This window comes from Streptomyces sp. NPDC052109 (assembly GCF_040680195.1).
Taxonomy (GTDB): domain Bacteria; phylum Actinomycetota; class Actinomycetes; order Streptomycetales; family Streptomycetaceae; genus Streptomyces.
In genome coordinates, this window is sequence record NZ_JBFAWF010000027.1 from 50,961 (window position 1) to 64,073 (window position 13,113).

At 69.0% G+C, this 13,113-nt stretch carries 9 protein-coding genes and 1 pseudogene; 2 read left to right on the forward strand and 8 right to left on the reverse strand.

What is annotated here, in order from left to right:
* Nucleotides 1–27: 27 nt before the first annotated feature.
* On the reverse strand, nucleotides 28–744 hold the full coding sequence (locus tag AB0L59_RS36125) for a hypothetical protein (RefSeq protein ID WP_365590964.1): 717 nt from the start codon (nucleotides 742–744) through the stop codon (nucleotides 28–30).
* A 746-nt stretch (nucleotides 745–1,490) separates the two neighbouring features.
* Here AB0L59_RS36125 and AB0L59_RS36130 point away from each other — a divergent pair.
* Nucleotides 1,491–1,997: a hypothetical protein gene (locus tag AB0L59_RS36130; protein ID WP_365591069.1), complete on the forward strand. Its 507-nt coding sequence runs from the start codon at nucleotides 1,491–1,493 to the stop codon at nucleotides 1,995–1,997.
* Here AB0L59_RS36130 and AB0L59_RS36135 read toward each other — a convergent pair.
* Nucleotides 1,886–2,572, reverse strand: a complete 687-nt coding sequence (locus tag AB0L59_RS36135) for a DUF202 domain-containing protein (protein ID WP_365590966.1) — start codon at nucleotides 2,570–2,572, stop codon at nucleotides 1,886–1,888. The two genes, AB0L59_RS36130 and AB0L59_RS36135, sit on opposite strands and share 112 nt — an antisense overlap.
* Before the next feature lie 323 nt (nucleotides 2,573–2,895).
* Between AB0L59_RS36135 and AB0L59_RS36140 the strand changes: the two genes are divergently transcribed.
* Nucleotides 2,896–3,951: a sulfite oxidase gene (locus tag AB0L59_RS36140; protein WP_365590967.1), complete on the forward strand. Its 1,056-nt coding sequence runs from the start codon at nucleotides 2,896–2,898 to the stop codon at nucleotides 3,949–3,951.
* A 555-nt stretch (nucleotides 3,952–4,506) separates the two neighbouring features.
* Here AB0L59_RS36140 and AB0L59_RS36145 read toward each other — a convergent pair.
* From AB0L59_RS36145 to AB0L59_RS36170, 6 genes and pseudogenes are all read right to left on the reverse strand, one after another.
* On the reverse strand, nucleotides 4,507–5,118 hold the full coding sequence (locus AB0L59_RS36145) for an N-acetyltransferase (protein ID WP_365590969.1): 612 nt from the start codon (nucleotides 5,116–5,118) through the stop codon (nucleotides 4,507–4,509).
* 72 nt (nucleotides 5,119–5,190) lie between these two features.
* A complete protein-coding gene (locus AB0L59_RS36150; RefSeq protein ID WP_365590970.1) occupies nucleotides 5,191–6,384 on the reverse strand; it encodes a PP2C family protein-serine/threonine phosphatase in 1,194 nt (397 codons plus the stop codon).
* Between the two features lie 129 nt (nucleotides 6,385–6,513).
* Nucleotides 6,514–8,178 carry a SpoIIE family protein phosphatase gene (locus AB0L59_RS36155; protein WP_365590972.1) on the reverse strand — a complete coding sequence of 555 codons (1,665 nt, stop codon included), beginning with the start codon at nucleotides 8,176–8,178 and terminating at the stop codon, nucleotides 6,514–6,516.
* A 456-nt stretch (nucleotides 8,179–8,634) separates the two neighbouring features.
* Entirely contained in the window at nucleotides 8,635–9,108 is a 474-nt protein-coding gene (locus tag AB0L59_RS36160) for a Fur family transcriptional regulator (RefSeq protein ID WP_365590974.1), read from the reverse strand.
* Between the two features lie 929 nt (nucleotides 9,109–10,037).
* Complete coding sequence (locus AB0L59_RS36165; RefSeq protein WP_365590976.1) at nucleotides 10,038–11,039, reverse strand: cytochrome c oxidase assembly protein; 1,002 nt, start codon at nucleotides 11,037–11,039, stop codon at nucleotides 10,038–10,040.
* A 168-nt stretch (nucleotides 11,040–11,207) separates the two neighbouring features.
* Nucleotides 11,208–12,983: pseudogene (locus tag AB0L59_RS36170) on the reverse strand (molybdopterin-dependent oxidoreductase); the annotation flags it as partial.
* Nucleotides 12,984–13,113: the final 130 nt, after the last annotated feature.

The window sequence follows — 13,113 nt, forward strand, 5'->3', positions numbered from 1 at the left end:
CTGCCGGTCTTTCTTCCCGGCCGAGCGTCACTCGGCAGAACGACGTCGGCGAAGCCAGGCCACTGCCAGCATTCCCAGAATCATCACCAGACCGCCGACCGCAATCACGATGTGCTTCGCACTCAGAAGCCCGGCGCTCCAGCCGGCAGCCGCAGTATCACGCGGTACAGGGGAAAGTGCGCTCCCGGGGGCGAGAGTACCGGGCGACGGGGATCCGGACGAGCCACTCCCATCAGCAGACGTACCACCGTGCGGGCCTGCGCGGCCCCCGTCGTCCTGGTCGTTGCGGCAGTGGGCGGCCGGGAAGGGAAAGACTCGCTCGTGGCGGTCAAAGGCCTTCACCACGAAGAGCGGGTGCACCCTGAAGAAGTCACGAACCTCGAACTCGTACTGGGCGGTGTCATGGGTGGGATGATTCACGTCCATATACGACTCGACAGAAAAGCTGTCCCACGGTGCCGCCGGCGACGAGGGTCCCGAGTCCCCTTGGAGGAAGAGTGCCTCGGGGCCACGTCGGCCATTGGTCAGAATCACCCTCAGGGTCTTGTCGATGAGCACGACACGGCGCTGGCTGTAGCAGTTACGCCAGGGATTGCGGTGTCCCTGGTCACCGTCCCCGTCAAGGCGCAACGGGAAGCCGGAGACATGCCGTGCAGACGCCTGTGCGGCGACGCCGGGCGACGGAAACACCAAGGCGATAGCCGCACCCGCCAGCGGTGCTGCAACCCAGAGGCGAAGATTCATTCGATGACCTCCATGGCAGGCGGACACAGGCGATCGCCTGCCGTGCGACACATTTGAATCTCAGAAGAAGCTATGAGAAACCGACTCGCCACATCGTGAACATCCTCGTGGAGCCGCATACGTTGTCACTCAACCGCAGCAGCGTCATGGACCGCCAAGGCGTTTTCCGACGGCGCGTCGTCCGCGCACCAGGCCGGAGGCGGTCCTTCGGAGTGGGCATCTCCCTCTGGTCCGCGGTGATCCAGGCGCGCATGTGCCGGATTCCTCTTCACTGGATATATGTCCTGGTGGCGGGGTGGTTCGGCTGCTCGGGGGCGGGTGCTGGACGGTGGTGGCACGGGCACGGCCGAGCCGTGACGCGAACGAGGAACGGTTCCTGCACCGACTGGCGCGAGCGCGCAGCAACACCCAACGCCCGCACCCGCCGGCCCTCCGCCACAGCTGCCCACGGACGGGCCAACTCCTCGACCATGGAGACCAGATGGGGAGTCGATGTGCCCGTGGACAACGGATGCGCCAACACCGCCCGATCAGCCATGCCCCTCACCACGAGAGCATGACCACCCGCCATCACGCACCAGTTCGTGGCTGCGTTCACTCGTGCTGCTTGGCCTGGCCGGCCATGGCCCAGGCCCTCCTCTCCTGCACCACCTCCTCCATGCGGTCGACCAGGCTCTCCCACACCGTCTCGGCCGGGTGTTCTGCCTCCTCGTCCCCCTCACAGTCGGCCCAGGCGCCGCCCGGACGTGGTGCTGGCCGACCGCGGATACGACCACGGCAAGTACCGGCGGCTGGTTTGGGACCTCGGCGTGAAACCGCTGATAGCCTGGCGCGGCACCGAGCACGGTTCCGGACCCGGCACCCAACGCTGGGGCGTGGAGCGCGCGTTCGCCCACCTGCACTGGTGCCGCCTACTGCGGATGCGCTGGGAGGTCCGCGACGACGTCCATGAAGCCTTCCTCACCCTTTCATGCTCCGGCGATGGTTCGGCCCGGCATCGGCTGCGCGAGGGCGGCCCGCCAGGCCGGCGCGCCGAAGGGGTCGGCGAAGTACTGCGTCTCGTGCACCACGTGCTGGTCAGCGAATTCCATGATGCTCACCGAGTACGAAGGCACACCGTCGTAGGTGATGATGCATTCGCTCACCCACAGATTCGCGTGGCCGGTGACCCGCTGGACGATGAAGTGCCGATCGGCCGGGTGCCCGCCGCGTTGCGCCGAAATCGCCGCTCGGCCCCGGAACCGCTCACCTGACTGGGGGTAGTCCAGGATCGCGTCCGTCGCGTAGATGGCGTGCTCGGCTTCGGTGTTCCCGCGTTCCGAGGCCCGCCAATGCTCCTCGATCGCGGCCCTGGTCCGGGAGTCAGCATCCATGGCACCGCCCTTCCGTAGCGGTGACAGCCTAGGCACTCCGGGTCACAGCAGGCCCGGGGCCCGGCGGACGTGGGCTGCCAAGTCCTCCCTTCGGCCGGATCGGAGGACGGCAGCCGTCCACCGTGGCAACGGCGTCGAGTGAGCAGCGCCGCCCAGCGCCGTCCACCGGGGAGGTCTTCAGCGCTGCGGCGCCGCACGGCCGTCAAGGAGATGGCCGTGCGGGGCCAGGCCAGCCAGGTCCGCTCCTGGGCGAGTCCGGGGTCCAGATCTTCGAGGTCCTCGGCGGCAGTCGGGTGTGGCGATCTCTCGGATCCGGTCATCGTCGACTCCACTCGGCAAAGATCACGAGGGCTGCTGCCAACAGGCATTCGGCGGCAATCACCGGGGACCGGTTCGACGGCAGATGTGTGGGATGCAGAGGCTTGCTGTTCGCAGCGCGCGGGTCTCGCTTCCATTCGACGTAGCTGGGCACGGCGACCCCAGGAGACTCCGGGGAAGGGCGGCAGGAGCTGAGTGACGGCTGGCCCCGCCGCGCCACCAGGGCCCCGCGGTGCGGCTCACGCCAGGCCCGAAGCACATTGACCGCGCCCCTTCCGTGCGCGCGGGATGTGCCGCCCTTCATCAGGCCAGGAACCGCCGCGAGCCCCTGCCACTTCAGCAGCCGCCGACCGCCGCGCCACCCATGCGCCGCCGGCCTGCCCCTGGGTGAACGGGTTGGCGTCCGCACCCAACGTGATGGACATTTGACTTCATGGACATATGGGGCAAATCTGACGAAATGCTCGTACATGAAGACGAGCCCTACAACGCCGAATCGCCTCCTGGCGCTCTCGCAGCCAAGATCACCTCCCTCGACACCTTCTACGGCCGCAACCACGCGCCGATCCCCCGGATCGACTCCGCGAGCTGGCGGCTGCGGGTGGAGGGTCTGGTCGATCGTCCTCTGGAGTTGTCGATGGACGATCTGCGCCGCTTCACGGAGCGCACAGTGGTGGCGACGTTGCAGTGCGCCGGCAATCGCCGCGCCGATCTCATCGAGGTCAGAGACATACCCGGCCAGGTCCCCTGGGGTCCTGGAGCCATCTCCACCGCGAGGTGGAGCGGGGCGAGCCTGGCAGATGTACTGGCCGAGGCCGGGGCGCAGCCGGAAGCGGCCCACATCGCCTTCACCGGCGCCGACGTGTCACAGGAGGCCACCCCGCCCCAGCCCTTCGGCGGCTCCATACCGGTGGCCAAGGCAACCTCCGGCGAGGTGCTCCTGGCCTGGGCCATGAACGATCAGGCACTGCCCGCCGCGCACGGCGCTCCCCTGCGCGTGATCGTTCCGGGCTGGATCGGCGCCCGCAGCGTCAAATGGCTCCAACGCATCAGCGCACAGGCCGAACCGACCGACAACTACTTCCAAGCCGAATACAGCGTCCTGCCCCCCGAAGCCGACCCCGAGGCCGTTCGGCCAGGCGACGCCATCACCCTCGGCCCGGTCGCCATCCACAGCGCGATCCTACGGCCGGGCAAGAACGACAACCTGCCCCCTGGGCCGACCGAGGTCAGCGGGTTCGCCTTCGCCGGGGACGACCGAACCGTGGCACGCGTGGATGTCTCGGCCGACCACGGCCGCACCTGGACCCCCGCGGATCTCGACCCCCCGGAGAATCCCTGGACCTGGCAGCACTGGCGCGCCATGGTCACTCTGCCCCCGGGAGAGGCCGAGCTGATCGCACGCGCCTGGGACTCCACCGCGGCCGTACAGGCCGAATCCCCGGCGACCGTCTGGAATCCCAGAGGATATGCCAACAACGCCGCGGCGCACCTGCACATCACATGCCGTCCCTGACCGATCGCTTTGGTGGCACGGCAGGGCCCGTTGCCGCCCCGGGGTTTCACCCGGCCTACGGCCGCGTATCTCAGCCAGTACGAGCAGCCGGAGATCCGCCAGATCGCTGTCGAAAACGGCAGCTGCGCCGGACAGCCGAGCAGGAAAGGCAAGCCTCGGCGCTTACCGCTCGCGAAGCGGCACGAGCCGTAGTCGAAGCCGAGAACCAGTGCGCGCAGGCCGTACGCAGCGGTACCGGTGCCAGGTTTTCTCCGTCTGCCGCCGTCCACGCACGCCGTCAACCACCTCGCCGCCGCCCGGGAAGATCGCGGTGATCGTCCTGGCTGTCCTGCGTCATGACCAGCACCCGGCCGATATGGTCGGCGGCAACAACATGTCAGAGTCCACCGTCCGCCGCCGGCGCGACTGGGTGCCGGGTCCCCGCCGTCGGACGCGCACCGGTCGAACACGGCTTCGCCCACTTGAAGAACTGGCGGATCCTCACCAAGCTCCGCACCGATCCCGCTCACCCACCGTGCCTCCTGCGCGCCCTGCTCATCCTGACGAACCTCGAAGTCAACCGCCGAGCTTGTGACTTGCCTCGCCGGCGCCCGGTACGTCGATGTCACGGTCGCTGTCGAATGGCAGGCCGGTCCACTGTCGCCACTGGGCCAGTGAGCCGCTGACCGTCATCGATGCCGAGGCGACCCTCTGGATCCTGCCACCGGCCTCGACGTGTACTCGGAGCCAGGGGCCGGCCGGAAATCCGTCGTCATTCTGCCGGCGGACGTAGTCGGTCATGGTGACGCGCGGTTCGAGGTGCTTGACCGTGGGACGGACCGGGGCCAACAGCACGTTGCGGCCCTGTCGGCCTACGGCGTCCCGTAGCGCGGCCAGCATGCCGTAGGACAGACCACGCCCGAGATATGCGGTGTGCACCGTGATCTCCAGCACGGCCGTCGAGGTCGGCGTTGAACGACACGCTCGCCTGCGGGCGACAGCGCGGCCACCGTCCGTTGCGACCACGCAGTACTGGGGGAAGTCCTCGGCCACCCGGCTCAGCAAGGCTTCCGCAACCGGATCGTGCGGTACGAAGGCCGGCCACGTCTCAGCGATCTCGTAGATGTGGGAAAGCAACGATGGACGCTCGGCAAGCGGAGTGATCACGATGCTGTCCGTCTCTGCCACGGCGGAGGCCTTGCCACGGAGGCATGCCTCCTGGCCAGCGGTTTTGTGCCACGGGGTACCCGTGGCCGCGTGTCAGACGTGGCGAGGATGTCGCCGTTCGCCCGGTGTGACGCGGTGAGCGACGAGCGCGGCTACGTCGTCGTCGCGGGTGCCGGGAACGTAGGCGTTGATGTCGTGGTGAAGGTGGTGCAGGAGTTGGCGGGACGGGGCCGAGACCCATCGGCGGATGCGCTGGGCGAGGGGGTAGAAGGTGCCGGTCAGGTCGCGGCTTTCGCTGATGCCGTCGGTGTAGAGCAACAGGCGGTCGCCCATGGTGAAGGGGATGGTGTCGAGCTGGTAGTGGTCGCCGAGAAGGGCGGCCATGTTGATGGGCGGCGAGGGTTCGCTGGGTTCCACCTCGCGTACCTCGCCGTCGTGGAGCAGCAGCGGCGGGGGGTGTCCGCAGTTGACGAGGCGGGCGACGGGCTCCTCGGCGGGGATCTCGACGAGCACGATGGTGACGAAGCGCTCGAGCGTGTCGTCGGTGAGGACGTCTTCGAAGTGTTCGTGCATGCTTGCTTCCAACATGTGTGCCAGATACGGCAGATCCGGCGCGGCCCGCACATTCGCCCGGAAGGAGTTGAGCATCGTTGATGCGGCTTCGACAGCGGGAAGTCCCTTGCCGCGCACGTCGCCGATGATCAGCCGCACGCCGTGCGGGGTCCGGCGCGCCTCGTAGAAGTCGCCGCCGATGCGGGCATGCGCGGCAGCGGCCTGGTAGATGGTCTCGATGTCGACGTGTCCGAGGTGGCGCGGGATCGGGGGCCGCAGTGCGTGCTGGGCGGTTTCCGCCACGCTGCGGACCGCGGCGAGGGTGCGCTCCCGGTGCTGCCGTACCCGACTGGCGTATGCAGCGGCAAGCGTGACGGCCGTGATCGCCACGACGGTGAACACACTGGACGTCTGTCCGAGATCGTGGTGGGCGGCGGCGAGGGCGATGCCGGCTGTCAAGGCCAGTAGTCCGATGACCAGCGTGCCGGCCACGGGCCACATGGCGGCGGCCAGCGCCGGCGCCACGCCGAGCAGCCGGTTGAACTGCAAGTTGGGTGTGAGCAGATCCGCGGTCGTGTCCAGCGCGATCACCAGCAGAGGGGCGACGAGCATGGACTCGCAGGCGCCGCTCCTCTCCCGCATTCGCTCAGGAAGTCGTTTCGAGATGATCACCTGTGCGAGCGAGGGGAGTTTGTTCCAGCGGGACGGGATGGGCTTTTCGGTCTGTACACCCATGTCTTCAGCTCCTTTGGCCCGCGGGCTGCGTATCCGCGCGTGGGCGAGGGGAGTTCAGGCTGATGCCCGTCCTTGGATGCCCATGGCGGCCGACGCCCCTCGGGAGGTGTCGGTTCCCCCGATATGGACTCACGTCGAGTGGGACTGTTCGGTCCACACGGTCTTGCCGTAAGCGGTGAGGCGCGTTCCTCGGTGCTGTGTGAGCTCGGAGACGATGGACAGGCCGCGGCCGCCCTCGTCGCTCGGGCGGGCCTTGTGCAGACGGGGAACGGCACCGTTGGTGTCGGAGACTTCGCAGATGAGTGTGTGGCCGTCGTTGATCAGGCGCAGTTCCGTCGGTCCGGTCGCGTAGCGGATGGCATTGGTCACGAGTTCACTGACGATCAAGGCGGTGGTGTAAGCGAGTTCGTCGAGCATCCATGTCCTCAACTGCCGGCGGGTCCAGGCGCGGGCGGCGGCGACAGCTGCGGGGTCGGACGGTAGGGCCAGGCTCGCGACGTTCTTTGCGTCCAAGGCCTGTGCACGGGCCACGAGCAGGGCCGGCTCATGGCCCGGGGCCACGTCGCGACGGGCGCTCTCGATGATCTTCCGCACGTCGGGTCCAGACCGGTTCACCACCTCACGGAGGTGTTCTGCGGTCGCGTCGCCATCGGGGTGCGCATCGTCGATACCGCCGCTCTTCAGGAGCAGGACCGTACCCGGGGGTACGTCGACCTCGGTGGTCTCGTAAGGATGCCCATCGGAGCCCAGAGTCGGATGGGAGGGCAGGCCCGGTGCGCTGACGACACCGTCCGGGCGGATGACCACGAGCTGCGAAGCGCCGGCCCGTGACGAGATGCAGCGCCCGGTGACGGGGTCGTAGACCACACAGAGGCAACTGGAACCCGCGTACTTCACGTCGGACGGGAGCCGGCCGGACACCAGGGGCTCCCCCAGGCGGTTCGCCATGTCGTCCAGGCGCGCGAGTATCTCGTCCGGCGCCAGGTCCTGTATGGCCAGCGCGACGATCATCGCTCTCAACTGGCTCATGCCGACTGCGGCATCGACGCCCCGCCCTTGTGTTGCTCCCACCACCAGGGCCGCGCGTGCACCGGACAGCGGGATGATGTCGAACCACTCGCCACCTGAGCCCTCCACCGGAACCTGTCCTTCGGCAGCCTCGAACGCTCCGAGGGACGGAAGCACCTCAGGAAGCAGGTTTCGCTGCAGGAGCCGGGCGTGGACGCGTCCCTGGATCCGGCCACGGACGACGTCCAGACACTGCGCGGCCCGCTCCGCGAACCTGATGGCCGCCTGGAGGTCGTCCACGTCGAAGGGAGCGGATTCTGCCCGTCGATACATGCCCACCAGCCCGAGAACGGCGCCACCGACGATCATGGGGACCACCATGGCGGAGTGGGCCTGCGCCTCCCTGATGCGGTGTGCGCGGGTGGGATCGTGCACCAGCCACCGCCCGTCGCGGACCAGGTCGAGGATGAGGCGAGGGTGCAGATCGACGAGGGTCTGCCGGTAGGGGGTCGCACGAGGGATCCGGGACACGTCACCCACCGCGTACGCGGGCCTGACGTCGGTTCCGGGCTTGGACTGGAAGGCGGCGCGTCGAAACGGTGTGCCGCTGCACAGAGGGCGGGGCGTGGACACGTCGCCGTGCAGTGTCGGCTCCGACACCTCGATGGCGACGAAGTCGGCCAGGTCGGCCACCGCTGCCTGAGCGAGCTTGTCCGCGGTGTGGAAGACGTCTGTGCTGGTGCCGAGGGCGGTGCTCTCCGGCTCTGGGCGGATGCAGGTAACCACGATGATCGTCCTGTTTTGGGTAGACACCGGTTCGCGAGGCGCCGAGCGCGAACCCACCCCATGGACGCAGGCAAAGCGCCGCTGGTGGATGTGACCGCGCCTTGTAGTGCTGCTGTGGCCCGTTCCTCCGCGGCCACCGGGAGCGCATCGCCTTGGCGAGTGAGAGTGAGACGTCCTCTCAGCTGAACTCTGCGCCGTTCGGGATCCGAACCTTCTTGAGCTCCACTCTAGTTTGTGGAATGACTCAAGACAATGGAGAAATTAAAATATCTTGCGTCTACTTGAGCCTGCCGCTTGAGCCTGAATCGGGACTGACCTCGGGACGCACCATCGACAAGACGTGCTGCCGCGCCAAGCCGCCCCCGAAATCAGCACCGACGAACATCGGATCGGCCCCGCACCTCGGGATACGCCGCACCCAGCGCCAAGCCAGGCGTCCATGTGCCGGCGAAGCGATCAGCGCCGCTCGGCGTCACCGGACGACTCGCCGGAAGTACCGGCCGAGGATGCGCAGCGTTCGCAGGTACCCCAGAAGGTGACTGCGGCTTCGTCGATCCGGTAGGAGGCGGGAAGGTTGGCGTCAAGGCAGGGAGCCGCACCGACCGCGCACTCCACATCGATGATGTCGCCGCAGACGCGGCACACGAAGTGGTGGTGATTATCTTTGCGTTCGGGTTCGTACCGTGCCGGAAGACCTGCGATCTGGGTACAGCGGATCATGCCGGCCTCGGTCAGCACACGAAGGACGTTGTACGTGGCCTGCAGCGACAATTGGCCCGTCACCTGCTGCGCACGGGTCCGAATGGCTTCGACGTCCGGATGTCCGGGCAGCTCGTCGACAGCGGAGAGTACGGCCATGCGCTGCGCAGTCACCCGAAGCTGCGCGTCGCGCAGACGCGTGGCAGCTCGGGCCATCGGCTCCTGCTCCACTGGACCCCCGTCCGCTGCCGCGGCATGACGGGCGTCTCGGCGCCCGGTGCCGGCCAGAATCGATCGATTCCTAGCCATCACTGCCTCCAGAATGTGCAGAACGCGAGCCAATACCTCGACAAGGACGATCGGTCGCAGCCGTACCTGTCACGCACACCCGGACCCGTCGCGAGGCCACGGCGGCGCCGGCTCGCCGTCGACGCCGTTTGCACGCTTCATCCGTAACCTTTATGTACCCAATCTAAATTCTGGAGCGACTCAAGTCAATGGAGTGCGCCGTTAAAATGCAGCTACACGTCTGCTTGAGCGTGTTGTCAGCAGCCTGCGGCTTTGCACACGACGACCTCCTTGCTCTCGCGGCTGCCTTCGGTGCCTTCCCTCGTCGGGGATTGTCGGGCCGTCCGCTCACCGTGTGCGGCCTGGCGGGGTGATCGTCGGCCTGGGCGGAACCGCACTGCTGCCCCGCTTCGCGCCGCTCGACGTCGCGCCCCGGCTCGCAGTCCCGGCCCTGTTCTCCGGCGGCGTCGGAAGCGGTTCGTGGTCTCCCCCAGCACCACCCTGACCCCGCGCGGGACGTACCCGTTGCATGGCGGGCGCGGCGGGCGGCGCCCTGCAGACCGGGCGGCGGCTCGGTGCGGCGGTGGGTACGGCCGCTCCGCCCGGCCTCTTCCACCTCTGCTCGGCAGGAGCCACGACCACCGCGGCGCCCTCGTCACCGTGCTGGGCGCGGCCCTCCCCGGCGGCATGGCGGCGTCGGCGCTCGCGACGTTCGACTGGCGGCCCGCCCGGTGGATGCGCCGGCGGCACCGGAAGTGCCCGGACGAGGTCGCCAAGGAAACCCGATGCGCTCCCGGCAGACCTGACCGACGCCGTGCGCGCCGGGCAGCCGGTCTCCGACGGCCCCGCCGGGAGCCGGGGGCCGTCGTCGGTCACTTCTCCCGGTGCTGGCTGCGGATCCTCGCGGCCACGTCGTTCTGTTCGGTCTCCCACCAGGGGCGAACCCGCTCGGCGGACGGTGCCTGGTCGTGTTCCGAGGCAGGCACGGTGGCGGGGGCGAGCTCCGCGTCCAGGCGACGGTCGAGGGCCGCGGTCTGGACCCGCTCCGCGCGCGCCCACTGGTACAGCAGCGCCAGCAGGAAGGGCAACGCGACCAGCTCGGCGATGCTGAGCATCGCCCCGCCGCCGATCTGCTGATCGTGCTGGACGTCCGGGGACCAGGTCGGCGCGTGGTGCAGGTACCAGGCGCCCGCGATCAGGGTGCTGTGCGTCATGACCACCACTCCCGGCACCGCGTCGACGACGCCGTCCAGGAAGACCAGCGCGGCCCGCACCGGATGCGTGCACCAGGCGGGCAGCGTCTTCTCGTGGGTCAGCACCGGTACGACGAAGAGGCAGCCTGCCACGAGCAGGTGCAGATACATCAGCTCGTGCAGCCAGCCAACGCGCAGGGCGGTCTCGAAGTACGGCGTGAAGTACACCGTGAGCTCGGTCGCGAGCACCAGGGCCGTACTGACCAGGGGAAACGTCACCACACGCACCAGGCGCCCGGTCATGGCCCGGCGCACTCGCGCGGCGGAGTCCTCCGGCAGGGCGTGGACGGCGAGGCGCAGGGGGTCGCCCAGGGCCAGACCCAGGGGCGCGACGAGGTCGAGGAGGATGTTCTGCACGGCGGCCGGCCAGAACAACACATGGTCGTAGACGGCCAGAGCGGACATCGTGGCCACCACCAGCGCGCCCAGGCCGAGCAGCGCGAACGCGGCGACACGGGCGGGCGGCCATGGCTCGCCCCGCTTGCGCAGCCGGGCGACGCCCCAGCCGTACAGCGCGCCCAGGGCGATGACCAGCAGCAGCGCAGGGACGTCCAGGTGCCAGGTGGTCAGCAGGCGCCCTGTGGTCAGTTCCGGGAGCTGGCCGGCCGACAGTTCGGTCATCGCGTGACCATCCATCGCGATTCGTCCTCCTTCGACTCGACACGGAAGAACCGGCTCGCTCCGTGCCGGGAAAACGCTAGTCCCCCACGGCTCCCCGGCGGGCATCGGGGTGAGGCACGCCGGGGTGAAATCCGGGGATCCGGCTGGACCGGCGCTCATGCGGCCCGCTCAGTACACGTCCCGCACATACCGCCTCTCGGCCGCGAGCTGCTTGACGTACGCCGCCGCCTGACCCGCGTCCAGGCCGCCGTGCACGGTGGCGATCTCCTGGAGGGCCCGGTCGACGTCCTTGGCCATGCGGGAGGCGTCGCCGCACACGTAGAGGCGGGCACCGTCGAGGAGCCAGGACCACAGCAGCGGGCCGTGTTCGCGCATCCGGTCCTGGACGTAGATCTTGGCGCGCTGGTCACGGGAGAAGGCGGTGTCCAGGCGGGTGAGCGTGCCCTCGGCCAGGAACGCGGCCGGCTCCGCCTCGTAGTAGAAGTCCGTCGCGCGGTGCTGTTCTCCGAAGAACAGCCAGTTCGGGGCTCGGTGGCCGCGGGCGCGGCGTTCCTCCAGGAAGCCGATGAAGGGCGCGATGCCCGTGCCGGGGCCCACCATCACCGCCGGTGTGGCGGGGTCGGCGGGCGGGCGGAAGTGCGGGGCCCGCTGGACGCGGACCGGCACTGGCGTGCCGCGCTCGGCGTCGGTGAGGAAGGGGGAGCAGACCCCCTGGCGGGGCCGGCCGGCCAGGTTCTCGTACCGGACGACGGAGACCGTCAGGGACACCAGGTGCGGGTCGGTGAGGGGACTGGAGCATATGGAGTACAGGCGGGGGTTCAGGCGCCCCAGCACGTCGGTCCACTCCTGTGCCCCGGCCCGGATGCCGAACTCGGTGACCACGTCGACGGCCTGGCGTCCCCAGGACCACTGCGCCGGCTCCCCCTTGTTGTCCGGCCGCGGCAGCTTGCGCAGCTCTCGCGGGTCGCGGGCGCGGTCGGCGACGAAACGCAGCAGGTCGGGCGACGCGGGTGATGTCCAGATGGCGCCGCAGGGCCTCGGCGAACGGCATGTCTTCGGCGCTCTTGACCCGAACCGGCGCGTCCGCGTCCAGTCCGGTGACCGCCAGCCATTCCGTGACGAGGCCGGGCTCGTTCAGCGGGTGGACCGACAGGGCGTCCCCCGCTTCGTAGACCAGCGGTGTGTCGCTGTCCCGGGTGTCAATGGTGAAGCGCCGGACTTCATTGCCGGCGCCGGGCAGGCTGAGCAGGCGGTTGCCGGTGAGGCGTGACGTGCGGGCAGGCGTGGAGGGCCGCACGGCAGGTCGCGGTCGGGAAGGTGGGTGAGCCGTCCGCGCCGACGTACCGGATCGGGTTGCGGTCCGAGCCGTTCGCGGTCGCCGCCGGCCACTGCACCGGGGTGACCCGCAGTCGCTCATAGCTCGCTCCGCGCAGGTCCCAGCCGGTCGCCGGGTTCCAGGCGCGCTTGAGCTCCTCGAATACCTCTTCGACGCTGTCGTACCCGAACCCCTTCTCGTAACCCATCGCACGGGCCACGGCCGCGATGATCCGCCAGTCCGCCGTGGCCTCGCCGGGTGGATCGACGGCCGGCCGGGCCAGCGTGAGGTTGCGTTCGCTGTCGATCAGGACGCCCTCGGTCTCGGTCCACAGCGCGCCGGGCAGGACGACGTCGGCGTACTCGTTCGTCTCCGTCTCGGCGAACACGTCCTGGGTGACGACGAACTCGGCGGCCTCCAGGCCTTCGATCACCGTTTTCCGGTTCGCGACCGAGGCGACCGGGTTGGTGCAGATGATCCAGCACGCCTTGATGTCCCCGTCGGCCATCTTCCGGAACATCTCGACCGTGCCCTTGCCGACGCCGTCGGCGCGCAGCGTGCCCGGCTCCAGGTCCCACAGTTCCTCGACGAAGGCCCGGTCGGCGTCGACCAGGGACCGTATGGCGCCCGTCCGGTCCGCTGCCGGCGTCGAGGACGATGCCGGAGCCCACGCCGCAGTACGAGCAGACCGTCCGCACCTTCGTCGTGCCCTCACTCCGCGAGCCCGGCGCGGCCACGGGCGTCACCCCTCTCGTGTGC

What these genes read in the sequence shown, in the direction of transcription:
- AB0L59_RS36165 (WP_365590976.1), bottom strand. Translation starts at nt 11,039, where the DNA reads ATGACCGAACTGTCGGCCGGCCAGCTCCCGGAACTGACCACAGGGCGC.
- AB0L59_RS36135 (WP_365590966.1), bottom strand. Translation starts at nt 2,572, where the DNA reads ATGGAAGCGAGACCCGCGCGCTGCGAACAGCAAGCCTCTGCATCCCAC.
- AB0L59_RS36150 (WP_365590970.1), bottom strand. Translation starts at nt 6,384, where the DNA reads ATGGGTGTACAGACCGAAAAGCCCATCCCGTCCCGCTGGAACAAACTC.
- AB0L59_RS36140 (WP_365590967.1), top strand. Translation starts at nt 2,896, where the DNA reads ATGCTCGTACATGAAGACGAGCCCTACAACGCCGAATCGCCTCCTGGC.
- AB0L59_RS36125 (WP_365590964.1), bottom strand. Translation starts at nt 744, where the DNA reads ATGAATCTTCGCCTCTGGGTTGCAGCACCGCTGGCGGGTGCGGCTATC.